Genomic DNA, 23,871 nt, shown 5'->3' with positions numbered 1-23,871 from the left:
CAGCGGATCGCTTGCCTCTGCTGGAGACCGACAGGGACGGCTTGACGAGGCAACCGCCAGTCTCGGAGCCGAACTGGGGTCCCGGTTGCGGCGGATGGTGTCCGACGGCATTCCACCGGGGGAGGTGACGCGTCAGGCTGGCTCCCTGGTCCATCTCCACTTTCGCCGTCACGGTGTCACACTGGCGCCGCTGGAACTCCGGGCGTTCGTCGGCGACCTCCTGCGTCCAATCCTCCCCGCGACGGTGTTTGGCGCTCCGTCAAACTCGGCTCTCCAATCGACGGACGCAGCGGTATCCGACACGGCCGCGCCATCCGCCGTGGCGGTGGCTGAGCCTTCACCGGAGCGATCGTCGCCCGTCGGACAGCGCCAGCCCATGGCACCGACCAAAGTCGATACGAGCGACAAATCCGCCGGCAAGCTGTCGCGCACCAAGATCGACCAGGCCCGCCGCGCGGTACAGGCGCAGATCATGAATCGCATCGATCTGGCCGCCGCCGTCAGTCTGCCGCGTGCGGAATTGACGCGCCAGCTCGAGGATCTGGTGGCCGAACTCCTGATGGAGCACCGAATCCAGCTCAACCGGCCCGAGCAAACCGACCTCGTCTATCAAATCGTCAACGACATGATGGGGCTTGGGCCGCTCGAGCCTTTGCTTGAGGACGACTCCGTCACCGACATCATGATCAACGGTCCGAAGCAGGTGTATGTCGAGAAGCGCGGCAAGCTCGACCTGACATCGGTCACTTTCGAAGACAACGCCCACCTGCTGAACATCTGCAATCGGATCGTGAGCCGCGTTGGAAGACGAGTCGACGAGTCCAGCCCGATATGCGATGCGCGCCTGCAGGACGGCAGTCGCGTCAACATCATCATTCCGCCGTTGGCGATCGACGGCGCGTCGGTGTCGATCCGAAAGTTCGGCAAGCGCCAGATCGGCTTCGATCAGATGGCGCAGCAGGGCAATATTTCGCCCGCCATGGCAACGCTCCTGCGCGTGGCGGCGCGGTGTCGGCTCAACATGGTCGTCTCGGGCGGCACCGGCTCGGGCAAGACAACCATGCTCAATGCCCTTTCCGGCATGATCGACAGTGGCGAGCGCGTCGTCACGATCGAGGACGCCGCCGAACTTCGCATGCAGCAACCTCACGTGGTCCGGCTCGAGACGCGCCCGGCCAATCTCGAAGGCAACGGCGAGGTCACCATGCGCGACCTGGTCAAGAACGCCCTGCGCATGCGGCCTGACCGGATCATCCTGGGCGAGGTCCGTGGGCCGGAAGCGATCGACCTGCTGCAGGCGATGAACACCGGTCATGACGGCTCGATGGGAACGCTGCACGCAAATCGTCCGCGTGAGACACTGACCCGGCTCGAGAACATGGTCACCATGGGGGTCGCGAGCCTGCCGCCCAAGGCGATCCGCTCGTTGATCGCCGGCTCTCTGCAGCTGATCGTCCAGATCAGCCGCATGCGCGATGGCGTTCGACGGGTGACTCACGTGACGGAAGTGGTCGGGATGGAAGGCGAAGTCATCATCACGCAAGATTTGTTCACTTACGAATTCAAGGGCGAGGCGGTCGACGGCAAGCTTCATGGCACCTTCAAGAGTTCCGGGCTGCGACCGCACTTCCTCCCGCGCGCCGCCTACTACGGTCTCGACAAGGTTCTCATGGAGACCATGGCATGACGCCGGTCCAGGGCGGCTACGACCTCGAGACCGTCACCCTGTTGATTGCGGCAGGGGTTGGACTGACTTTTCTCGCGCTTGGCGTGGTGTTCGGCGGCTTCTTCGCCGAGCGTCGGCTCCGTGATCGTCTGGAGGATCTTGATGCAAGAGCGCGTTCGGGACCGCGCACCATTCAGATGGCGACGCTTCGACGGGTCGAGAGGGCGGGTCGTCTACCCACGCTCGACAGGTTGCTCTGGCGATGGTTTCCCGATGCCAGCACGCTGCGCCTGAAGCTGCAGACGACGGGGCTCAACATCTCGCTGGGTGACCTCGCCTTCGTGTCGACGTCGCTGTCGATGGGCATGGCCTTCCTGTTCTACCTCGTGCTCGACCTCGCACCCGCCGCCGCTCTGATCGGATCATTGATGCTGGGAGTCGGTGTCCCGAACATCGCCATTGGATGGATGGCACGCCGGCGCGGGTTGCAGTTCAACCTGCTGTTCCCCGATGCGGTGGATCTGATCGTCAGGGCTCTGCGTGCGGGGTTGCCGGTGCAGGAGGCGATCGGCAACGTGGCGCGCGATATCAGGGACCCGGTCGGCGGCGTGTTCCGTCGCGCCCAACACGAAATGCACCTCGGTGTTCCCATCGAGACCGCGCTGTGGCGCGTCGCCAAGACGGTGCAAACGGACGAGTTCAATTTCCTCATCGTGGCGCTTTCGATCCAGCGCGACACCGGCGGCAACCTTGCAGAGACGCTCGCCAATCTCAGCGCCCTCCTGCGCGCGCGTCAGCAACTCAGACTCAAGATCCGCGCCTTCACCTCGGAAGCGCGCGCGACCATGCTGATCATGGCCGGTCTTCCCTTCCTGGTGGGCGGTGGCTTGTTCCTCATTTCGCCCGAGTATATCGGCCCGCTCTTCACGACTTCGACCGGCCAGGCCGTGGCGATCGGCGCGCTGTTCAGCATGGGCCTCGGCATTTTTGTCATGAACAAGATCGCAACGATCAAGGTCTGAGTCGGTCATGGACCTCGTTGCCTCGGAGAAGACCTTCACCCTGGTGGCGGCCGTGGCGGCCTTCGTCGCTTTCTGGGCGGCGTGGACGGCCGTCACGTGGCGGCCGCCCATCGAAAGCCGCCTGCGCGCACTGCAGACCCGCCGGATGAAGACACGCGGCGACGGGCAGATGTCCGCCAAACCGTCGCCCAAGGCGGCGTCGCTCGGCCTGATGCGGTCCGTGGCGGACCGGCTCAATCTGCTGCGGGGTGCGGCGGCCGACCAGACGACCCGCAAGCTTCGCCATGCCGGATTCCACTCGCGCGACGCCGCGGTGATCTATGTGTTCATCAAGTTGGCGCTGCCGCTTGCGCTCGGCTTCCTGATGATCGTTCTTACGTCGGTGCTGAACGTGCTCGCTCTGCCCGACAACATGGTCGCTCCAGTGTGCATTGGCGCGGTTCTCGCGGGCTTCATGCTTCCCGAAGTCTACATCAAGAATGTCGCGCAGCGACGGCGTGAGATCCTCAACTATGTGCTGCCGGAGGGGCTCGACCTGTTGACGATCTGCGTCGAGGCCGGCTTGAGCATCGACGCCGCGTTCCGCCGGGTATCGCGGGAAATGCAGGCCACGATGTCGGAGCTGGCGACGGAGTTCGAGATCACCGCGATCGAGCTCACCTATCTGCCTGACCGCCAGCAGGCCCTCGAGAACATGGCCGAGCGCAACGACTCGCCGGCGATTGCGGCTCTCGTGAATGCGCTCCGTCAAACTGAAAAATACGGCACCCCGCTTGCCGCCTCCCTGCGAATTCTGAGTCAGGAGTTTCGTCAAACGCGGGCGTCGAAAGCCGAAGAGAAGGGCGCTCGCATGCCGGCGTTGATGACAGTGCCTCTGATGGTTTTCATCCTGCCAACGCTGATCGCCGTGCTGCTTGCGCCGGCGATCATGTCTGCTTTCTCCTTGACATAAGAGAACGTTATTTCTTACGGTTATGGCATATTTCTATAGTTTTACTTGAAATACATGTTCCGTCCCGTCGAGGGGCGCCAAAGAATTGAGAGGCCACATGCTGCGGATCATTGCGCGCACATTCTCGGCCATGCGGATCAAGGGCCGCCAACTCCGCCGCGACGAACGCGGCTCCGTGATCTCCTTCCTGGTCGTCATTCCAGTGCTCGCCGGCACCGTCGCGATCGGCGTCGAAACAGGCCAGCTCTATCGCGTGAAGCGGCAGATGCAGACGGCCGCCGATGCGGCTGCGATGGCGGGCACGATCGACCGCATGGCCGGCAAGGACAACACTGCCATTGCTGCGTCGGCATTGTTCGAGGCCCAGCGCAACGGCTTTGCCAACGGCACGGGCACCGTCTCGGTCACCGTCAACTCGCCGCCGCTCAGCGGAGCGAACATCGCGACCGCCGGCGCCGTCGAGGTGATCATCACGAAGACCCAGACCTTCAGCCTCGGCGCGCTGATCAACAACTGGATGGGCAACAGCAATGCGGGCTTCACCATGCGCGCGCGGTCGGTGGCGGCGCAGGGGACCTACACCCAGACCGCGACCAGCTACGAAGGATGCGTCGTTGCGCTGACGACGGCCGCGGAGCAGGGCGTGAGCATCACTTCATTCAGCAGCTTCAACGCCGATTGCACCGTCATCTCCAACGGCACGGCGACGGCGTCGAACTCGAGCGCGTCGATCTACATGGCGAGCTTCGGTAGCGCGTCGCTCAAATCGGTGTGGAGCCGCGGCTCCTTCGTGAAGACGTCCTACGGCTCCTTCGCGGTGACCAATCCGGCCAGCACCAACCAAACGGCGACGGCAGTCGACCCCTATGCAAGCATCCCCGATCCGGTCGCAGGAACCTGTACCTATACCGACTATCAACCATCGAGCGGCACGTCGATCACGTTGTCGCCGGGGACGTATTGCGGCGGTCTCACCGTATCGAGCTTCGGTAACGTCTACTTCACGCCCGGCACGTACTATATCGCCAACGGAGACCTCTACCTCACCAGCATCAACAACGTCTCCTGCCCGACCTGCACTGGTGGGGCCGGTGTGACGTTCGTGATCACCCGGACGACGAACGACAACGCCGATATCGGTGGTGTGAGGATCACGTCCGAGAACACCGTCACGCTCAGGGCACCCTCGACGGGGCCGTACGCCGGCCTGCTCTTCTACCAGGATCGCCGGGCGAACGTCGGCACCATGACGTCTTCCTCCAAGATCTTCACGCTGAGCTCGCTCAACAACGCGCAATTGCAAGGCGCGATCTACTTTCCCAACAACCGGATCGACATTTCGAGCCTCAACAGCACAAGTAATGGCACCGACGGCTGCACCGTTTGGATCGGCCGTTACGTCAAGTTCTCCTCTTACAACAGCACCTATGTGGCGGGTTGCTCGGCGACCGGCACGACGCCGGTCGGCATTACGACGAATACCACCGTGGCCAAGGCCAAAGTCTTCGAATAGGGAGGCGAAGTGGCGAGGGACGACAGGGGCAACATCATCGTCGAATTCGCCCTGATGCTGCCCATTCTTTTCCTGCTGCTCGTCGGCCTGCTCGATCTGGGCCGGTACGGCTTGCAGAAGTCGGCAATGCTGCACGGGGCGAGGGAGGGGGCTCAGTACGGCATCGTCGCGCCCGATGACACGACCAACGTCAACGTGACGGCGGTGAATGCCACGGCCTTGGCCGGCGTCAGCGCGACCAGCTCCGTCTTCTGCGAGTGCGTCGCCGGTACCGCCGTGTCGTGCTCGACGAACTGCGGGGCGGGCGTGACGCGCAAGCGGTATATCACCGTCACCACCAACAGGAGCTTCGCGTCAGTGTTGTCCGTCGGCACGCTGAGTTTCGGTTCGTTCGGGAGTTGGACGCCACCGACGACGTTGTCGGCGACGGTGACCATGCCAGTGCCGTGAATTCTGGCGGCCCGACGCAGCTTTGGCGCGATTGCCGAGGTGGTGCGATCCTGGAGTTCGCCATCGTGGCACCGCTGCTGTTCACGTTGCTGCTCGGGACGATCGACATCGGGCGCATGTTCTACGTTCGCCAGGGGTTGGAATACGCGACCGAACAGGCGGCACGGTACTATGCCCTCAATCCGACAGCCGCGACGTCGGCGGTGACGACTTACCTGAGAGGCCAAATGCCGGGTGGCATGGGACCGGCGGTCAACGTCGGCTATGCTGACACGGTCAATTGCAACGCCAACAGCTCTGTGACCTGCACGATGATATCGGCAACCTATGGCTTCAATTTCGTGGCCGGCTACCTCGGACTTGGCAGCAAGACCTTGTTGGCGCGCGCCCAGGCTGTCCGGTACTAACTCGCCAATCCGCAAGCTTTTCGCGGGTGTGCTCCAAGGTCTTGGGGCTTTGGTTGCGGTTGCCCTCTAGATTTTGATATCATTTGCACATGAAGCTGGCGCCTTTCTTCGGCGCGGGCATGGCGTTCTTTGTCGCCGCCTGCGGCCTCGATGTCGATGGATCGGCCGGGAAGGGCGATAGCTACGAGGCTGCGTTGCGCCGGGCCGAAGAAGCACGACAAGTGGGCGACCTCGATTCTGCGCTGCCGCTCTACGGCCGCGCACTGCAGGCCAATCCCGATGGCGTCGAAGCCAAACTCGGCCTCGGCCAGTCCTATCTGGCTCTCGGTGCTGCACCGGAAGCCGCGGCCCAGTTTCGTGACGTGCTGGGACAACGACGCAACGATTCGGCGGCATTGCGCGGCCTCGCTGGCGCTCTGATCGTCATGGGACAGCCGGCGATGGCCGAACGCCAGCTCGACATTGCACTGACGTCGAATGCCAACGACTACCGCGCTCTGAACGCCATGGGTGTCGTGCTGGACATGCAGGGACGTCATGCCGAGGCGCAAGCCCGATACGGGCGCGGCATCGAACTTGCCCCCGAGTATCTGCCCTTGCGCAGCAATCTCGGTCTGTCGTTGGCCATATCGGGACAGGAGCAGGCGTCGCTGGCGCAATTGGTGCCGCTCGCCGGCCTATCCGGTGCCGACAGCCGTGTTCGTCAGAACCTGGCGCTCGCCTACGCGCTCGCGGGCGATTTCGAGAAGTCGTTGCAGATGTGCCGTCGCGACATGGACGAACGCACCGCCCAGCAGAGTCTCCTGTATTTCATGCAGCTTCGCGCGCTGCCACCCGCGGCACGCAGTGCAGAAATCAGGAACAATCCGTCGTTCTTCTCGCAGTACGGACGGCGCGGCTGACTTCAGCCCTGCACCGAGTACCCTCCATCGACGGTAATGGCGGCGCCAGTGACGAAATCGGAGGCTGGAGCGGCGAGGAAGACGGCGATACCCGCAAAGTCGCCAGGATCGCCCCAGCGTCCGGCGGGAGTGCGGCGCAGCACCGACTCGTGCAACTGCGGCACCTGCTGGCGGGCTTGACGCGTGAGCGCCGTATCGATCCAGCCGGGAAGGATGGCATTCACCTGGATGTTGTCCTTCGCCCAGGCGGTGGCCATTGCCTTTGTCATCTGCACCATGCCGCCCTTGCTGGCGGCATAGGGCGTCGCGAAGGCGGCACCGAAGATCGACATCATGGAACCGATGTTGATGATCTTCCCGGCTCCACTTTTCTTAAGCTCGGGGTACGCGGCCTGGCTGCAGAGAAAGGCGCTGGTCAGATTGCTGTCCATGACGGTGTGCCAATCCGCGGCCGAGAATTCCTGCGGCTGCTTGCGGATGCTCATGCCCGCGTTGTTCACCAGAATGTCGAGGCGTCCGAACGCCTTGACCGCTTCGCCCATCAAGGCACGGCACGATTCTTCCTTTAGTACGTCGACTGGAATGGCTGTCGCCTTGGCGCCGAGCCCCTGGATCTCCTTCACCGCGGCGGCGTTCTTGCCGGTGTCGCGCCCCGCCACCACTATGCTGGCGCCGGCCGCGGCCATGCCCTTGGCCATTCCAAGGCCGATTCCCCCATTGCCGCCGGTGACAACGGCCACCCGGCCTGACAAGTCGAACAGTTTCATTGGCTGCCCTCGCGCTTTGTGCAGCGCCAGTATTACCGGGCATGTCCGTCTTGAGCCAGCCCGTAGCGGAAATGCTCGACCCCGGCGCGCCGCATCGGCGCGTCGTCCCTACTTGGGGTCCGAACTCGATGACTTGGGAGGATCGCCATTTTTCTTCGCGTCGGATTCGATGAGGTTCAGCAACTCGTCCGGCAGCGGTTCGCTGGCAATCTCGTCGTACATCGCATGGAGCTGCTTCTGCAGCCATTTGTCGAATGGCCGTTGGCCGGGTGGCCGGCCCTTGTCGCGAGCCGTCGGGTTCTTACCCGACGGCTTGCTGTCGTCATCAGCCATTACGGCCGTCCCCCGGAATCGATGCCATCCCGCAGGATCCTCCGCGAGGCATGAAGCTCTCCCCCTGGATATGCGCATGACAATGTGACTCGCCGGTCGGACCTTTGTGAAGTGTCTTTAGCGTACGCCGATCGTGGGCCGATCCTCTTCGACCTCACGAGCCGCATGGTCAGGCGCTTCGCCCTCTGCCGCAGGGCGTTCACCTGTGTCGCCCTCGAGCAGCAGCCGCTCGAGCGTATCGCGCGCCCGAGAAATCCGGCTTTTCACGGTACCGACCGAAACGCCTGTATGCGCCGCGATGACCTCGTAAGACTGGCCTTCGAGTACGGCGAGCAACAGTGCTTCGCGTTGGGTCGGCGCGAGCTTGCCGAAGGCCGACATGAACTCGCGCATCACCAAGCGGCTCTCTTGATGCGGCTGATGTGAAAGTGTCTCCGCAATGGCCGAATCCACCGGTACCGACGGGCGGGTACGCCGCAATCCCGAAATGAACTCGTTGCGCTGGATGCGGAACACCCAGGCCGAGAGATTGGTGCCCGGCTGGAAGCTGTTGCGCCCAGTAAGTGCTTTGATGACCGTATCGTGCACGAGATCTTCGGCAGAATCGCGATCACGCGTCAGCGAAAGGGCATAGACGCGCAGCCGTGGAAGAATTGCCTTCAGCTGCTCATGGAAATCGTCGACACTCTGCAACTGTTTCCTGTTCTTGCTGCTCGTCGCTTCGATAGCCATCGGTTCTGCCTCCAGACGCTGCCGATATGACCATCAACGCCGGACACGCCGAAAAGTTACACGGACCGTCTAAGGGATTGAAAAAGAGTGCTATTTTAGAGTTTCGACGAGTTGCTTGCGGGCCCGCGAGACCCGCGCCTTAAGTGTCCCCACGGAGCACTCGCACAGCCTTGCAGCTTCCTCATAAGAGAAGCCTCCCGCGCCAATCAGGATCAGCGCCTCACGTGATTGTGGGCTCAATCGCCAAAGAGCGACGGACAGCTCCTTCAACTCCAGGAGCGCTTCGGGATTGTCGACGGCGGCGATCGGCGCGGCTTCGGCGTCGTTGATGACCGTCGGGCGCCGCCGCTGGCTTCTCAGGTCCGAGTAGAAGCGGTTCCGCATGATGGTGAACAGCCACCCCTTGAGGTTCGTACCCGGTGCGAACTGGGCTTGCTTGTCTAGCGCCGTGAGGACCGTGTTCTGCACGAGGTCGTCGGCGACTTCACGTTCGCGGCACATGAAACGCGCGAAAGCCCGAAGGTCCGGGAGCAACCTCACTATGTCGTCCTTCATCATCGAGATGACGGCTCCGGCCCCAGCTCAGCGACGGCGCTTCGCATTCGCGAGCGACACTTCTATTTGGGTACTTCCCGTTGGGACGCAACGAAAATTCGCCCGGCAACCGGCCCGACGAGCACACGTTGTCTCACCGCTGGTCGTCATATCCGTCGAAAACAGGAGTGCGCCATGAATTGGGACCGTGTGGAGGGCAACTGGAAGCAATTCTCGGGCAAGGTCCGGGAGAAGTGGGGCAAGCTCACCGACGACGACATCGCCGTCCTCAGCGGCAAGCAGGAACAGCTCGTCGGCCGCATTCAGGAGCGCTACGGCGTCGCCAAGGACGAGGCGGAGCGTCAGGTCAAGGCTTGGACCGAGAGTCTCTGACGGAGGGAACCTTTTCCCCGTTGTAGCGTAGTTGAGCGACTTTGCAGACGGAGATGAACGATGGGTCGTGCGGCCGTGCTGTGGCTTCTCGGCGTTCCAATACCAGTTCTGCTCCTGATGTGGGCACTGGGTTGGCTGCACTAGCCGCCGATACGAGGAGGGAGAGAACTGTCATGGCTTCCAATTTCCGCCTTGTACTGCCTGCTCTTGCCGTGGCGACGCTGGGCGTGACGGCCTGCGGCGACAACCCGACCGACCGGGCCCTGACGGGCGGTGCGATTGGCGCCGGGTCCGGAGCGCTCATTGGCTCGACAATGGGCGCACCCCTCGCCGGCGCGGTCGTGGGCGGTGCGGCAGGTGCAGTGGTCGGTGCGGCGACGACGCCGGAGCGACCACGCGACTACTATTATTATCGCTGAGGTGCTTGCATAGCACAGGAACGGGCCCCAAGAGGGCCCGTTCGCGCGTGCCTGTCACGCAAAAATGCTGAATACTCACCGCGTTCAGGGGGAAAACGTAGTGTCGGACGCGCAAATGACGAAAGCTCTTTCCGAGGCAGTCACCAGGACATTGCCGTTTCTGCGGCGTTATGCACGCGCCGTCACGGGATCTCAGCAGCACGGCGACGAATGGGTGCGATTGTGCGCCGAGGTCGCCATGCGGCAGCCGGAGTTAATCGCCGAGGCGGGTGACACAAAACGCGGCATCTTTGCTCTTTTTCATCGTCTGCAGCAGCCGTTCGGGCGGCTCGACGAGCGGCACGAAGGCGCCGGAGTGAGTGGGCGCCTGAAGGAATCCCTCACGGACATGGCGCCAAGGCAGCGCCAGGTGCTGCTGTTGACGGTGCTCGAAGGATTCACGGTCGAGGACGCAGCCCACATCCTCGACGTCGAAGTGGGTGTGGCCGAGGGGGCGCTTGCGGAGGCGCGGCGCGAGCTTCAGCGCGTCGCCTCGGTGAAGGTACTCGTGATCGAAGACGAGGCCGTCATCGCGCTCGATGTCGCCGACATCGTGCGGAATGCCGGACACGAGGTGGTCGGCATCGCGGCCACGGAGAAGGCGGCCGTCGAACTGGCGAAGAAGCACTCGCCGCATCTGGTTCTTGCCGATATCCAGTTGCGGGGATCGGACAGCGGAATCGCCGCAGTGCGGGAGATCATGCGGGCGATCGCGGTTCCCGTCATTTTCGTCACCGGCTATCCGGAGCGTCTCCTGACCGGGGCCCAGCTCGAACCGGCCTTCGTCATCTCCAAGCCCTTCGATCCCGACCTGCTTCGCGCTGCCATCGCTCAGGCGCTGGATACGGTTTCGATCTGAGTGTGGTGACGTGACGATATGCCGGTTCTGTCGCTACGCACAAAGCTCGTTGCGGTCGTAGCGGCGGCGTCTCTTCCCCTACTCGGCATCGTGGCATTGCAGTGTCACCGCCTCGATGTCGAGGCGACTGAACGGCGAACGGCTACGCTCGTCACGGCGACCGAACTTGCCGTATCCCGGCACAAGGAACTGATCGAGGGGTCTCATCGGCTGCTTCATTCGTTCTGTTCCGGTGGGCCGGTCAGGCGTGTACTCGGGCCGTCCGCCGAGGCATCTCATGCGGCTGACTGCCATCGCTTCCTCGATCGGATGGTCGAACCGTTCGCACGCGATTACTCGGCCGCGATCGTAACAGACGACGCGGGTGTGGCGCGTTGTTCGAACGAACCCGCAGCCGCGGGCCTCGAACTTGGAGACCGTGAAATATTCCGTCTCGTCCGCGGCGGCGAAGCGTTTGTCATCGGATCGCATATTGCCAGCCGTGTTACGTCGGACGTGATCATACCGCTGGCAATGCCGATCAACGATGCCGGGCAGTTTCGCGGAATGTGCGCGCTCGGCATATCGCTCAGGGCTTTCGTGAGCCATGTCGCACCTCCGGCAACCGACAAGGCGATCGCAGTCGTGCTCGTGGATTCTTCGGGAGCGCCTGTCGGTGGCGATGCGGAAACCACGTTGATCCTGCCGGTGCCAGCGCGCATCAAGTCGGCGATTGCCGGCACGCGGCATGGCTTGCTCGACTATGGGAGGGACGGTCGACTCTACGAATTTCGGCTTGCGTCGCTGGCGGGCGGCACGGTGTTCGCCGTTGGTGCCGTGCCGGTGGAACACGGGGTTTCCGCCCTGCTTGGCGCCTGGCGGTATCTCGCCCTCGCCATCGGCGCCGTGGCGATGGTCCTGGCGGTGTTGTGGTTCGCTGCCGGACACTGGGCGATGAGGCCGCTCGAGCGGATACGGGAGTTCGCCGCCAGGGTGGCACTAGGCGGGGAAGCCGGACCGCCCGTCGAGACAGGGTGGAGTCCCGAGCTGATCGCGGTCCGGGATGAGATTTCGGAGCTTGCGAAAGCGATCGCAAGCCGCGAGGCCGCCTTGCGAGACGGTCTCGAACAGCGCGACCACATGCTCCGGGAAATCCACCATCGCGTGAAGAACAACCTTCAGATGATTTCGAGCTTGCTGAACCTGCAGGCAGGGGAGATTCGCTCTCCGCGCATCCGCCGTTACTTCGCCGACGCGCAAAACCGGGTTCTCACCCTGTCGATCCTTCACCGACATCTCTACGAGCGCTCCAGTTGGTCGCTCGTGGACTTCCAGCAGTTCATCAGCGATCTCGTCCGGCAGCTCTCGGTGGGACGTGCGGGCACGCAGCGGACCTCGCCGCGCTTTCATATCCGCGCGCCGATCATGGCGGTTGGACCGGATACCGCGATACCGGTCGGGTTGATCGTGACCGAGGCTGTCGGAAGCGCCCTGGCTCACGATTTCTCGCGAGTTTCCGTGCCGGAGATACGCATCGAAACGAAGGAACGCGAGGGTCGCGAAGTAGAACTCGTCATCGAGGACAACGGCGCCGACCGTCGGACGCCGGTCGCGCCAGAGGGAGGCGGCTTTGGCTTCACTCTCATCCGCGGCCTTGCCATGCAACTCGGCGGGGAGGCCCTGATCTTGTCCAAAGGCGAGTATGGATCGCGGGTGACAGTGACGTTTCCATTGCCAGCGGAAGATGAACAGCCCCATGTCTAGCGCCGGCCGCACGGCGAGACTGACCGGTTTGGTGCTCGGTCTCACCATAGCCGTGCTGGTCGTGGCCGGAACGTTGTTGATGGTAACGCATTCGACGTCGTCATCCAGACAGCACAAATTGGTCGTGACCAACTACGAGTCGATCGGACTGATGGCGCAAGCTCTGATCGCCATGCAGGACGTCGAACTGGGGCAGCGGGGATTCCTTCTTACCGGCAGTGCCGCCAGCCTCCAGGCCTACGAGGATGCCCGACTGCGCCTCAACTCCACCTTGAAGCAGCTTGAGGCGGCGGCAGGCCGCGATATCGACGCGCAGCGGCAGATCGCGGAGTTCCGCGTCTCCGCGATGGATCGGGTGCGTGAACTGGGAGCCGCGATCTCGGCCTATCAGACCTATGGCCGTGACGCCGCGCTTTCGTCGGCGCAAGTCGGGTTGGGGCGGCAAACGATGGACCATATTCGCCGCATCGCGGATTCGTTCGTCGAAGGTCAACGCCTGCTGTTGGCCGGCCGACTCGCCAATCTGAGGTCCGAGCAGGAGCAGGCAGACTTGGCTGGAATGCTCGTGCTCGGCGGCGCGTTGCTGTGCCTGATCGCGGGCATGTACATCGTCATCCGCGGTGCCGGCAGATTGGAGGACACCCAGCGCCAGCTGGCGGCGCGATCGCGGCTGCTGCAGACCACTCTCGAGACTCTATTTGAACCCATCGTCGTGCTCGATGCGACGGGAAGGGTAGTCGCCTGGAACGAGGCGTTTGCGCGTCTCGCAGGCTGGGATCCACGCAAACAATCACCGCCGACGCTCGAGGCGCTGATGTCGGAGCCAGGCTCGACAGTTCGCGTCCTGCTTGAACCACTGGGCTTGGGGGCGTCCTCGAAGGAGCCCGTGCTGACGGTGCGTGTTGCCCACGATGGGCGGGAATACGAAATCTCGCGCGGGGAGATGTCGGACGGCGGTGCGGTGGTGCGCTGCCTCGACGTCACCGACAGGGTGCGGAACGAGACCGCATTGCGGCAGGGCCAGAAGATGGAGGCCGTCGGCCAACTCACCGGAGGCATGGCGCATGACTTCAACAACATCCTGCAGGTGATACAGGCCAATCTCGACCTCGTGCGCGGCGACGTCGCGGAGAGTCCGACGGCGATCGCGCGCCTGCAAAGCGCCTCGGCAGCCGCCGAGCGCGGCGCGCGGCTCACCCAGCAGCTGCTCGCCTTCGCACGCCGGCAACCCCTGGCGGCACAGGCGACCGATGTCGGCCGCCTGGTGTCGGATCTTGCCGAACTCCTGCGGCACGCACTCGGCGAGCCTATCGCGCTCGACTTCACAGTCGCCGCCGATGCCTGGAACGCCAAGATCGATCCGGGACAACTCGAGAACGCAATCCTCAACCTGGCCATCAATTCACGGGATGCGATGCCCGAGGGCGGGCATGTCCGGATCGCCGTGTCCAACGCCACGCTGGACCGTCGGTATGCGGCGCTCCATGGCGACGTCGTCCCGGGACAGTTCGTGCTGGTCGACGTCAGCGACGACGGCCCCGGCATGCCGGCCGACGTGGTTGGCCGAGCCTTCGATCCGTTCTTCACCACCAAGCGCGATGGCAAGGGCACCGGGCTTGGACTGAGCATGGTTTACGGCTTCGTTCGTCAATCGAACGGGCATATCAGGATCGATAGCGCGATCGGGCAGGGCACCAGCGTAAAGCTCTATCTGCCTCGGACGCTGGAGCCGGTCGAGCATGCCGAAGCACCGGTCGTCGAGGTTGCTGCGGGAAGCGAGCGTATCTTGGTCGTCGAGGACAACGACGACGTTCGTAGTGTCGTCGTGGAGATGCTCTTGGGGCGCGGCTACCGCATCGTGGCTGCCGAAAACCCGGATATCGCAGCGAGCATCCTGGAGCGGGATGCGGATTTCGATCTGCTGTTCTCCGACGTCGTGATGCCGGGAAACCTGTCGGCCATCGAACTGGCCGGGCTCGCGAAGCGTCGCAATCCGCAAATTGCCGTACTGCTCACGTCGGGCTATGCGCGCGATCTGATCCCGGAGACCAGCCGAGCCAGCTATCCACTGATCCCCAAGCCTTATCACGGAGACGAACTCGTGCTGCGCATACGGTCCCTGCTCGCGGAACGGGGCGGCGGCGGCGCGCTCCCGGCCGACGCCGCCCCGTCGCCACCTGCCCGCACCGCCGTCGCCGACCCGGGCAGGCCGCGGCGAGTGCTTCTGGTGGAGGACGAGGTCGTGCTCCGAATGTCGACGACCGATATGCTCGAGCGGCTCGATTGCCTGGTGACCGCCGTCGGCAGTGGCGAACAGGCCCTCGAGATCCTCGCCAAGGGAACGGAGTTCGACATGCTGGTCACCGATCTCGGCCTGCCGGGGATCAATGGCGAACAACTCGCCGTCGAGATTCAAAGGCGCTGGCCGCGACTTCCGGTGGTGATCGCCAGCGGCTATGGCCCGTCGGGCACCCGCATCCAGGGCATCCAGTTCATCAGCAAGCCGTACTCTTCGGCAGACCTGCAGCAGGCGCTCGACCAAGCGGCCCGAAGCGCCGCGCGCTGAAAGCCGCAACCCGCCGCCCCCGGCGGCGTTAACTGGACGAGACCAAACGCAAGCCGGAGTGGTGCAACATGCTCACTGTGCGCGTGCCCGCCCGAACGGAGTTGCCCCGGGAGACCGCTTGGGACGGTGATCGTCCATCCGCAGCCGGCAGTCCTGCCGGCGAACTCGCCGACCTTTATGCGGCGATTCTCGTGGTCGTGCCGTTGGTGCTCTTGCTCAGGTGGCTCTGGCCCTGACCTTGGAGGATTCGATGCGTAGCACTGCAATCATCGCCGCCGGTGCGATTGCGTTGACACTCGCGATGGCGCCAACGACCGCGTTTGCGCAATCGACGACCACGACGACCACCACAGAGGCCGAGGCCAAGACAATCTGGGAAAAGATCAAGGGCAGCTGGACGACCACCAAGGGGGCCGTGAAGGAGCAATGGGGCAAGCTGACCGACGACGACCTGATGGAGATCGAGGGTCGCCGCGAGCAGCTCGTCGGCAAGATCCAGGCGCGCTACGGCATCCCGCGTGAGGAGGCGGAGGCGCAGGTGAGCGGCTGGGAACGAAACTATCGAAGCATGTGAGGGCGCGCATGCGCATGGTTGAACGGTTTCCCGCCGCCGTGCTCGCCGTGGCGGCAACAGTCGCCGCGGCGTCGGCTTGGGCGCAGTCGCCCCAGATCACCGATTCGCGTACTGGCAAGATCTGGACACCGGAACTCGTCGATACCAATCCCGACGGCACCCAGAAGTCGTGGGCAGACCGCGCCTTCGATCCGGCCAGCCAGACGGCTTCCGTGCCGGGCGAGGTGGTACAGCGGCCGCGGGCCAATCTGATGGGAACGGTTCCCATCACCGCCGGGCCGACGGTGCCGATCGTTACCATCGACACGCCCTCGTTGCAGGCCATTCCGGGCAGCCATTGGCTGGCGGTGCTTTACGTCACCAACAACAGCGGCCAGACCGTCAACACCGTGGTCGGTTGCCAGTTCACGAATCAGGGCCGGAAAGTAGAGGATGTCCGCATCATCGTGCCTCCGGCAGGTCCTGGCGAACGCCTCGGCGTTCCGGTTCGCGGACCGCGCACCGACCTCTTCGTCGACCGGGTCGGCTGCCAGGTTCTATAGGTCATCCGGGAAAGTGGCAGGCGGGCGCCGCCGGTGCCATGGTTCTGCCGATCCTCGAAGGAAACGAATGGCCGTCCGACACAACCGCGCCCTCAGCCAGTACGAGCTCGACACCGAAAACGGGCTCGCTGTTGCCGTCTACCGCCAGCAGGCCGATCGGCGCATCTTCACCCACACCGAGGTACCGCCGGCCAGCGAGGGCCGGGGCGTCGGGTCACGCCTCGTACGGGAGGCGCTGGAAGACACCCGCCGTGCAGGCCTGGGCATCGTGCCCGCCTGCAGCTTTGTCGCCGCGTTCGTCAAGCGGCATCCCGAATTCGCCGATCCGGCTTAGTGCTGCCTATCGCCCGGATGGCGGGTCCGCGGCGGACTTGGAAGAGATGCGCTTGGCGCCCGACAGGGAGACGCGGCCGCGGCGCAGCAGCGACATCAAGGCGCGCCGGGTCTGAGTGTCGGTAAAGCCCCGGTCCTCGAGGCGCAATTCCAAGTCCTTGATCGGGACGTCCGGTCCGTCGACGCGCACCAGCATCGCCAGCTCGTCGAGCAGAGCGCCTTCCGCGTCGGTCAACTTGTGGGGAGGCGGAGACATCCGGCGTCACTCCCGTTCGGCTCAACCCGGGCCGAGGAAATAGAACCAGACCAAGCCGAGGGCGGTGACTGCGCCCACGAATGACACGACGAGCACGAAGACGACGCGGCCGCTGATCGCGCCGCTGCGCGCCTCGATCGGCGTGCGCTCACGTTCCATGGAACCTCCACTAATGCCGGCGAGAGGGACTTGGCGGAGTGAACGCCAGGGTCGCGTCTGCGGTTGCCCGGCTGCGACCGGACGGTGTCGCGCGTTGCGCGCCGACAGGAACCCGCTGCGAGAGTTCGCGTTATGGAGGCGCAATGGGGGCGGAGCTGCAGCCGGTGGAGAAGATCATGCTTTACTGGGCATTGATGTTTTTGATGGTCGCGTTGGTCGCCGCGCTGTTCGGCTTCGGAGGCCTCGCCTCGACGGCGACCGGTATCGCTCAGGTGCTTTTCATCATCGCCCTGGTGCTGTTCGTGGTGAGCCTGCTCGCAGGTTACGTCCGCCGGAACCAGTAGGCGCTACAAGGAGGCTGCGATGTTCAAGACGATCTGCGCCCTGATGGCGGCGGGCTTGTTGGCTGCCGCGTGCTCGCACACCGAGACCCGCACCGTGGTGGTGCCGACCAGCGATTCCTGCAGCTACTACGGCTACACGCCGGGCACCGAGGCCTATCGCATCTGCGCCGAACGCGAGGCGGCGGCGCGGGCCCGCGGCCGCATGGCGGCGGACTACGCCGAGGCGCGCATCGTGGCCGACGCGCAGGACGCCTGCGTGTCGTACGGCCTGATCCGCGGATCCGTCGGCTACGATCGCTGCGTGCAGCGCGAGGTGGCGGCGCGCCGAGCGGTGTAGGTCGCTTACTCGCCGTTCGCCTCGAAGTACTTGCGAAGCGCGTCGCGGGCCCGTTCGCCGGCGGCGCGCTTCCAGCAATTGACGATCGCCACCCTGAATCCCCCCGGAGGCATGGCGTGCCGCTCCGGCGCCAGCGCTTCGTGGAAGGTGATCTGCAGGCTCGACACATCGGGAATCGCCAGGACCGTCCGTCGCAAATCGTCCGGCGGCGGTCGATAGCGGGCGCCGTGCGGCATGAACAGCACGACGCTGTAGCCGGTCCGGCGGCGCGAGTCGTCGAAGCTCCACCTCTTTTCGGCATAGAGGCGCACGACGGCTTCGACCCATCCCTGTCCGTAGAGATCCGGCCACTGGTCGGCGAAGCGCAAATGGACTTCGATGATCCGCCCGCCGATCGTTTCCAGGTTGACCATCCCGGTGTAGCCGGCGAGATGCCGGCGGCACCAGGCACCACACCCATGCTCGACCTGGTCGTTGCCGATGTCGTCGATCGTCCAGTGATCGAAAGTTCCGGCGATGCCAGTCGCGCCTCTGGCGTGCCGCCACCAGCGCGGCACGCCGTCGACAAGGGCGACGTCGCTGCTCACGTGGTCGCCCGCCAGCAAGGTCGACCAGAAATGGCCCGGCCGGTAGGCCGCCTCATAGTCGGTCGGGGAGTTCAGAATGCGTGAGCCCACCCCCATGCCCTTGAGATTGTAGATCGGCTTGGAGAACACAGGGTATGAATCCGGCGGCACGCCGTGCGGGGCCGCCTTCAAATCCTGACTGAGGGCGACAGCCAATTTGTCGTAGACCCAGCGATGTCGCGGGTTCCAGGTCCAGGCGTCGCTGTCTTCGGTCGGAATGAAGACGTCGGCAGGGCAGGGAACACTCTCGAAATATTGAGTGCGCCACGGGTCGATCTCGCAAATCGGCACTTGCGTCTCTTCGGTGTAGGCACGAAGGCTAACACAACGGCGTGCGCGACGGAGCCGTGGCAACCGTGTATCGTCCGGAGGCGTTGGCGCACGGCGGAGGTGTCGTGTCGAATTTGACTATGCGTACAGCGGAGCATGGCGCCTCGCTCGTCGATCGCGTCGTTTCCGTCAGGTCGATGACCGAGCGCCTCGCGTCGCCGCTGTCGCCCGAGGACCAGACCGTGCAGTCGATGCCCGAGGCCAGCCCCACGAAATGGCACCTTGCGCACACCACCTGGTTCTTCGAGACCTTCCTGCTCCGCCCGTCGGTGCCGAACTATCGCGCGTTCGACCCGGCCTACGATTATCTTTTCAATTCGTACTACGAGGCCGTCGGGCCCCGCCATCCGCGCCCGCAGCGCGGTCTGATCTCCCGCCCCGGCGTCGGCGAGATCCTCGCCTACCGGCGACATGTGACGGAGGCGATGGCGGCGGCGGTCGCGGGCGGACGTCTCGCTGCGGCGCGCGACCTCGTCGAATTGGGACTGCATCACGAACAGCAGCATCAGGAGCTGCTGCTGATGGATGCCAAGCACATGCTGTCCCTCAATCCGCTGCGGCCGGCCTATGCGCCGGCGGCGGAGCGCGCGATCGGGCGAGCATCCGCGCTCGCGCGCGTCGAGTTCGCCGGCGGGCTGGCGGAGATCGGCCATGCCGGCAACGGCTTTGCCTTCGACAACGAGGGACCGCGCCATCGCGTCTGGCTGGAGCCGTTCGCGCTCGCGACCCGCCTCGTCACCTGCGGCGAGTATGCCGCCTTCATCGCGGATGGCGGCTATCGCCGCCCCGAGCTGTGGCTGTCGGCGGGCTGGGAGTGCGTCAACCAACGCGGCTGGCAGGCACCTCTCTACTGGGAGCGCGGCGACGACGGCTGGCGCGTCTTCGCCCTGTCGGGGATGCGCGCGATGAACCCGGATGAGCCGGTGAGCCATGTCAGCCTGTTCGAGGCGGTGGCCTACGCCAAGTGGGCCGGCAAGCGGCTGCCGCGCGAGGGCGAGTGGGAAGTCGCGGCGGGCGGGGCGGGCGCGCCCGGTGCGATGCTGGACGATGGGACGCTGCATCCTGTGCCGGCACGGGGCGACGGGCTTGTGCAGATGTTCGGCGATGTCTGGGAGTGGACGTCGAGCTCCTACAGCGCCTATCCCGGCTATCGCGAGCCCGACGGCGCGATCGGTGAGTACAATGGCAAGTTCATGGCCAACCAGTTCGTGTTGCGCGGCGGCTGCGCCCTGACGCCCGCCGATCACATCCGCGCGACCTACCGCAACTTCTTTCCGGCCGATGCCCGCTGGGTGCAGGCCGGCATCCGATTGGCCGAGGATCTGCGATGAAGGATTCAGCGCTTGCCGGCGAGCTCGACCAGGCGGCCGACCGCGAGGAGTTCCGGCGCGCCGTGCTCGACGGCCTTTCCCGCCAGCCGCGCGCCATTCCCGCGAAGTTTCTTTACGACGCGCACGGATCGGAGCTGTTCGATGCGATATGCGAACTGCCCGAATACTACCTGACACGGACCGAGACCCGCATCCTTCGCGACAATGCCGCCGAGATCGCCTCCCTCGCCGGCCCCGGCTGCGCGCTGATCGAGTTCGGCGCCGGCTCGAGCGTCAAGTCGCGGCTGCTCCTCGACGCAATGCTCGACCTCGCGCTCTATGCGCCGATCGACATCTCGCGCCAGCATCTCGAGCGCACGGCGGCACGCCTGCGCGCCGACTATCCGGAACTTTCCGTCGACCCGGTGTGTGCCGACTACATGGCGCCGGCGTCCCTGCCCTCGATCGGCGAGGGCGCGCGACGACGAGTCGGCTTCTTCCCGGGCTCGACCATCGGCAACCTGGTGCCCGACGAGGCGACGGCCTTCCTGCGCGCAGTGCGAAGTCTGGTCGGGGCGACGGGCGCGTTGGTGCTTGGCGCCGACCTGAAGAAGGACCCGCGCCTGCTGCACGACGCCTACAACGACTCCGCGGGCGTCACCGCCGCCTTCAGCCTCAACCTGCTGCGTCGCATGAACCGCGAGCTGCAGGCAACATTTGATCTCGCGGGCTTTGCCCACGACGCCTCCTACAATTCCGCCGAGGGACGCATCGAAATCTACCTGCGGAGCCTGCGCCGTCAGTCGGCCCTGATCGCCGGCCACGCCTTTGCCTTCGGCGAGGGCGAGCGCATTCACACTGAATATTCGTACAAGTACGACTGGCCGGCGATCGAAGCGATGGCCCGCAGGGGCGGCTTCGAGTTGGCGCGGCGTTGGACCGACAGGGACGGCCTGTTCGCGGTGGCGTTCCTGAAAGCGGTCCCCTGAATCAGGCCGCCCGCTCCCGAGTTTCCTCGGAAGCGGGCGTTGGAGCCGGGCGGGGAGGGTGGCATCGCTGAGCGGGGGGCAGGGGCGACGCCAGAGTACCCGGCCTGAAGAACCAACTCGCGGCGCGCCGGAAGGTTGCGCGGGCGGTTGAGAAAAGTTGGGGAAGGCCGTAAGTCCCGGAATTCGCGCCATTTATTTCGACTCGGCAAAGCGCTTTATGGCCCTCGAAAGCGGCGTGGCCGCCGCAGCGTAGCCCGTCCAGGGCCCGGTTCGACCCAGGAGTCTTGCCGCCGTCCGTAGGGTGAAGCGCCCGGGATCGAGCCCCCGGCGGACCTGCGACCATTCGATTGGCATGGAGACGGTCGCCCCCGGCCGTGCCCGCGGCGAGAGCGTCGCCACGGCGGTCGAGATCCGGTCGTTGCGCAGGTAGTCGAGGAAGATGCGGCCGGTGCGTTGTTTCTTCGCCATCGCCATCACGTAGCGCTCGGGCTCGTCGTCGGCGAGACGCCGGCAGACCTGGCGGGCGAACTCCTTGGCGATCTTCCAATCGAGGCCGCGCTTCTCGCGCAGGAGAGGCGCGACGACGTGCAGCCCCTTGCCGCCGGTGGTCTTGCAGAAGCAGGCGAGACCGAGCGCCTCGAGGCGCGCGCGCACGTCGTTGGCGGCGCGCACGACCGCATCGAAACCCACGTCCGGCGCGGGGTCGAGGTCGAAGACCAGGCGTCCGGGGACCTCCGGTTCGCCGGGTTGGCAGTTCCAGGGGTGAAGTTCGACGGCGCCCCATTGCGCCATCGCGATCAGGCCCTCGACGCGGTCGACCTGCAGGTAGGGCTTGCGGTCGCCCGACACCCGCACCGTCTCGATGAGATTGGACAGGCCCGGCATGGCATGGCGCTGGAAGAAGGTGCCGCCGTCGATTCCGTCGGGTGCCCGCACGATGGAGCAGGGCCGTCCACGCAGGTGGCCGATCATCCATTCACCGACGCTTTCATAGTAGCGCGCCAGGTCGAGCTTGGTGACCGGCGGGTCCTCGGCGGGCCACAGCGCCTTGTCGGGGTGAGAGATCGCGACGCCCATCACGATCGCCGATCCCGGCTTCGCGGTCGGCGTCGCGAGCGCGGTGCGCGAGGCCGCCCTGGCCGGCATTTCCGTTTCGACCTCCTCCGCGTCCTTGTCGGCGCGCAGCGCCTTGAAGGCAGCCTGACGCACCATGCCCGAGTCGGTCCAGCCCGCGAACTCAACTTCGGCTACCAACTCCGGACGCACCCATCTGACATTCGAGACCTTTCCCGGCGCGGTCGGGCCGCTGAAGGGGTTGTCCTTCGTCTGGATCGCCTTCAGCCGCTTGAGCAAGGGCCGCGCCTTGGCCGCGGCAAAGCCGGTGCCGACGCGACCGGCATAGACGAGCTTGTCGCCGCGATGCGTGCCGACCAGCAGCGACCGCAGTTTCGAACCGTCGGTCGTCCAGCCACCGATCACGACCTCCTGGCCGCCGCGGCACTTGGACTTCACCCAGTCGCCGCCGCGGCCGGACCGGTACGGGGCGTCGAGGCGCTTCGACACGATGCCCTCAAGGTTCATCCGGCACGCCGACTTCAGGACGGCGTCGCCCGCCGTCTCGAGATGGTCGACAGGGCGGATCGTGGGGTGGAGCTTGTGAGGCGCCAGCAGCTCGACCAGCCGCTTCTTGCGTTGCCGCAGCGGCAGCGGCCTGAGATCGACGCCCTCCAGGAAGAGGAGATCGAAGGCGTAGAAGACGAGATCGTCGGTATCGCCGTCCGAGAGCGCGGCCTGCAGCGCGCCGAAGTCGGGGGCGCCGGCGGCGTCGAGCGCCACCGCCTCGCCGTCGATCAGGCAGTCGGGCAGGCGCGCGGCGCGAGCGGCGATGCGATCGAACCTGTCCGTCCAGTCCAGGCCCTTGCGGGTCAGCAGCCGCGCTTCGCCGTTCTCGACGCGAAGCTGCAGGCGATAGCCGTCGAGCTTGACCTCGTGGCCCCATCCGGCACCGCCTGGCGCGCGATCGACCAGCTTGCACAGTTGCGGCTCGACGAAGTCCGGCATCGGCCTGGCGACGATGCGTGCCGCCCTCGGCATCGTCCTGGCGCGCCGCGTCATGAACGGCTGGGGCTTGCGGCCCTTGCCCGTCGCGATCTGTTCGAGCGTGCGGCCCGAGGCGATGGAGCGCGGATCCTTCAGCAGGCGATCTTCGTCGCCCTCGTGCGCGGCCTGGTCGCGGTGCTTGATCAGCAGCCAGTTGTTGCGCTTGGACTTGCCGTCGCGATCGCGCTTCATGCGCACCAGCACCCAGCCGCCCTGCAGGCGCTGGCCGTCGAGCGTGAACTTCAGGTCGCCGTGCTCGAGCCCGTCGTGCGGGTCGCCGTCCGGCGTCCAATAGCCGCGGTCCCACAACTGCACAGTGCCGCCTCCATACTGGCCGGCCGGGATGGTGCCCTCGAAGTCGCCATAGTCGAGCGGATGGTCCTCGACCTCGACGGCCAGTCGCTTGTCCCGGGGATCGAGCGACGGCCCGCGCGTCACCGCCCACGACTTGAAGACGCCATCGAGTTCCAGCCGCAGGTCGTAGTGCAGGCGGGTCGCATCGTGGCGCTGGATCACGAAACGAAGCCGATCGCCCGACCCGACCCGCCGGGCGCCGGATGGTTCGGCCGTCCGGCTGAAGTCGCGCTTGGTTCGATATGCCGCCAATCCCTTCCGGGCCGCCCCCTTCCGGGCCGATCTGGATCTGGTCTTGCGCGCGGCCATCACGACCGAAA

The 23,871-nt window shown here is 65.1% G+C and carries 27 protein-coding genes; 19 read left to right on the top strand and 8 right to left on the bottom strand.

All coding sequences use genetic code 11. From position 1 onward, the window contains the following. Positions 1-376 precede the first annotated feature (376 nt). The 7 genes from KIT25_14665 (at position 377) to KIT25_14635 (ending at position 6,912) form a co-directional block, all read left to right on the top strand. Positions 377-1,687: a CpaF family protein gene (locus KIT25_14665; protein ID UYN97948.1), complete on the top strand. Its 1,311-nt coding sequence runs from the start codon at positions 377-379 to the stop codon at positions 1,685-1,687. Next, positions 1,684-2,688: a type II secretion system F family protein gene (locus KIT25_14660; GenBank protein UYN93298.1), complete on the top strand. Its 1,005-nt coding sequence runs from the start codon at positions 1,684-1,686 to the stop codon at positions 2,686-2,688. The genes KIT25_14665 and KIT25_14660 overlap by 4 nt, the downstream gene beginning before the upstream one ends. A 52-nt stretch (positions 2,689-2,740) precedes the next feature. Further along, the gene (locus KIT25_14655) at positions 2,741-3,640 is read left to right on the top strand and encodes a type II secretion system F family protein (GenBank protein UYN93297.1); all 900 of its coding nucleotides are present in this window, start codon (positions 2,741-2,743) and stop codon (positions 3,638-3,640) included. A 202-nt stretch (positions 3,641-3,842) separates the two neighbouring features. Then, positions 3,843-5,153, top strand: a complete 1,311-nt coding sequence (locus KIT25_14650; GenBank protein ID UYN93296.1) for a hypothetical protein — start codon at positions 3,843-3,845, stop codon at positions 5,151-5,153. Positions 5,154-5,162: 9 nt separating this feature from the next. Further along, complete coding sequence (locus KIT25_14645) at positions 5,163-5,603, top strand: pilus assembly protein (protein UYN93295.1); 441 nt, start codon at positions 5,163-5,165, stop codon at positions 5,601-5,603. Beyond that, a complete protein-coding gene (locus KIT25_14640) occupies positions 5,552-6,010 on the top strand; it encodes a pilus assembly protein (protein UYN93294.1) in 459 nt (152 codons plus the stop codon). The genes KIT25_14645 and KIT25_14640 overlap by 52 nt, the downstream gene beginning before the upstream one ends. A gap of 89 nt (positions 6,011-6,099) precedes the next feature. Then, the gene (locus KIT25_14635; protein ID UYN93293.1) at positions 6,100-6,912 is read left to right on the top strand and encodes a tetratricopeptide repeat protein; all 813 of its coding nucleotides are present in this window, start codon (positions 6,100-6,102) and stop codon (positions 6,910-6,912) included. 2 nt (positions 6,913-6,914) lie between these two features. Here KIT25_14635 and KIT25_14630 read toward each other — a convergent pair whose 3' ends face one another. The 4 genes from KIT25_14630 to KIT25_14615 all read right to left on the bottom strand — a co-directional run bounded on the left by KIT25_14630 (position 6,915) and on the right by KIT25_14615 (position 9,299). Further along, positions 6,915-7,673, bottom strand: coding sequence for a glucose 1-dehydrogenase (locus KIT25_14630; protein UYN97947.1), 759 nt, complete (start codon positions 7,671-7,673; stop codon positions 6,915-6,917). Positions 7,674-7,787: 114 nt separating this feature from the next. Next, the gene (locus tag KIT25_14625) at positions 7,788-8,012 is read right to left on the bottom strand and encodes a hypothetical protein (protein ID UYN93292.1); all 225 of its coding nucleotides are present in this window, start codon (positions 8,010-8,012) and stop codon (positions 7,788-7,790) included. Between the two features lie 117 nt (positions 8,013-8,129). Next, positions 8,130-8,744: a sigma-70 family RNA polymerase sigma factor gene (locus KIT25_14620; GenBank protein ID UYN93291.1), complete on the bottom strand. Its 615-nt coding sequence runs from the start codon at positions 8,742-8,744 to the stop codon at positions 8,130-8,132. Positions 8,745-8,834: 90 nt separating this feature from the next. Then, entirely contained in the window at positions 8,835-9,299 is a 465-nt protein-coding gene (locus tag KIT25_14615) for a sigma-70 family RNA polymerase sigma factor (GenBank protein UYN97946.1), read from the bottom strand. 174 nt (positions 9,300-9,473) lie between these two features. On the opposite strand from KIT25_14615, the gene KIT25_14610 reads away from it, so the two are divergent. From KIT25_14610 to KIT25_14575, 8 genes are all read left to right on the top strand, one after another. Then, entirely contained in the window at positions 9,474-9,671 is a 198-nt protein-coding gene (locus tag KIT25_14610; GenBank protein UYN93290.1) for a CsbD family protein, read from the top strand. A gap of 173 nt (positions 9,672-9,844) precedes the next feature. Beyond that, on the top strand, positions 9,845-10,090 hold the full coding sequence (locus KIT25_14605) for a hypothetical protein (GenBank protein UYN93289.1): 246 nt from the start codon (positions 9,845-9,847) through the stop codon (positions 10,088-10,090). A 100-nt stretch (positions 10,091-10,190) separates the two neighbouring features. Beyond that, positions 10,191-10,988: a response regulator gene (locus KIT25_14600; protein ID UYN93288.1), complete on the top strand. Its 798-nt coding sequence runs from the start codon at positions 10,191-10,193 to the stop codon at positions 10,986-10,988. 309 nt (positions 10,989-11,297) lie between these two features. Beyond that, complete coding sequence (locus KIT25_14595) at positions 11,298-12,731, top strand: hypothetical protein (GenBank protein UYN93287.1); 1,434 nt, start codon at positions 11,298-11,300, stop codon at positions 12,729-12,731. Further along, positions 12,724-15,297 (top strand): response regulator, encoded by a 2,574-nt coding sequence (locus KIT25_14590; protein ID UYN93286.1) that lies wholly within the window; start codon positions 12,724-12,726, stop codon positions 15,295-15,297. Before KIT25_14595 ends, KIT25_14590 begins: the two co-directional genes overlap by 8 nt. 301 nt (positions 15,298-15,598) lie before the next feature. Next, the gene (locus KIT25_14585) at positions 15,599-15,871 is read left to right on the top strand and encodes a CsbD family protein (GenBank protein ID UYN97945.1); all 273 of its coding nucleotides are present in this window, start codon (positions 15,599-15,601) and stop codon (positions 15,869-15,871) included. 8 nt (positions 15,872-15,879) lie between these two features. Further along, positions 15,880-16,413: a hypothetical protein gene (locus tag KIT25_14580; GenBank protein ID UYN93285.1), complete on the top strand. Its 534-nt coding sequence runs from the start codon at positions 15,880-15,882 to the stop codon at positions 16,411-16,413. A gap of 67 nt (positions 16,414-16,480) precedes the next feature. Next, entirely contained in the window at positions 16,481-16,747 is a 267-nt protein-coding gene (locus KIT25_14575; protein UYN93284.1) for an N-acetyltransferase, read from the top strand. Positions 16,748-16,753: 6 nt separating this feature from the next. Here KIT25_14575 and KIT25_14570 read toward each other — a convergent pair whose 3' ends face one another. Together KIT25_14570 and KIT25_14565 are read right to left on the bottom strand one after the other, a co-directional pair. Continuing rightward, the gene (locus KIT25_14570; protein ID UYN93283.1) at positions 16,754-17,002 is read right to left on the bottom strand and encodes a hypothetical protein; all 249 of its coding nucleotides are present in this window, start codon (positions 17,000-17,002) and stop codon (positions 16,754-16,756) included. Between the two features lie 21 nt (positions 17,003-17,023). Continuing rightward, positions 17,024-17,161, bottom strand: coding sequence for a hypothetical protein (locus KIT25_14565; GenBank protein UYN93282.1), 138 nt, complete (start codon positions 17,159-17,161; stop codon positions 17,024-17,026). Between the two features lie 176 nt (positions 17,162-17,337). Here KIT25_14565 and KIT25_14560 point away from each other — a divergent pair, with 176 nt between their 5' ends. After that, positions 17,338-17,505 carry a DUF1328 domain-containing protein gene (locus tag KIT25_14560; GenBank protein ID UYN97944.1) on the top strand — a complete coding sequence of 56 codons (168 nt, stop codon included), beginning with the start codon at positions 17,338-17,340 and terminating at the stop codon, positions 17,503-17,505. Positions 17,506-17,524: 19 nt separating this feature from the next. Beyond that, positions 17,525-17,842 carry a hypothetical protein gene (locus tag KIT25_14555; protein UYN93281.1) on the top strand — a complete coding sequence of 106 codons (318 nt, stop codon included), beginning with the start codon at positions 17,525-17,527 and terminating at the stop codon, positions 17,840-17,842. Positions 17,843-17,847: 5 nt separating this feature from the next. On the opposite strand, the gene KIT25_14550 is transcribed toward KIT25_14555, so the two are convergent. Next, on the bottom strand, positions 17,848-18,759 hold the full coding sequence (locus KIT25_14550; protein UYN93280.1) for a hypothetical protein: 912 nt from the start codon (positions 18,757-18,759) through the stop codon (positions 17,848-17,850). A gap of 119 nt (positions 18,760-18,878) precedes the next feature. Between KIT25_14550 and egtB the strand changes: the two genes are divergently transcribed. Both egtB and egtD read left to right on the top strand, forming a co-directional pair. Beyond that, entirely contained in the window at positions 18,879-20,129 is a 1,251-nt protein-coding gene (gene egtB / locus KIT25_14545) for an ergothioneine biosynthesis protein EgtB (protein ID UYN97943.1), read from the top strand. Continuing rightward, positions 20,126-21,097, top strand: coding sequence for an L-histidine N(alpha)-methyltransferase (gene egtD, locus KIT25_14540; protein ID UYN93279.1), 972 nt, complete (start codon positions 20,126-20,128; stop codon positions 21,095-21,097). The genes egtB and egtD overlap by 4 nt, the downstream gene beginning before the upstream one ends. A gap of 192 nt (positions 21,098-21,289) precedes the next feature. Here egtD and ligD read toward each other — a convergent pair whose 3' ends face one another. Beyond that, positions 21,290-23,860, bottom strand: coding sequence for a DNA ligase D (gene ligD, locus KIT25_14535; protein ID UYN93278.1), 2,571 nt, complete (start codon positions 23,858-23,860; stop codon positions 21,290-21,292). Positions 23,861-23,871 lie beyond the last annotated feature (11 nt).

The sequence above is a fragment of the Enhydrobacter sp. genome, from assembly GCA_025808875.1.
In the GTDB taxonomy this organism is placed as follows: Bacteria; Pseudomonadota; Alphaproteobacteria; order Reyranellales; family Reyranellaceae; genus Reyranella.
This window is presented reverse-complemented; position numbering and strand designations above follow the sequence as displayed.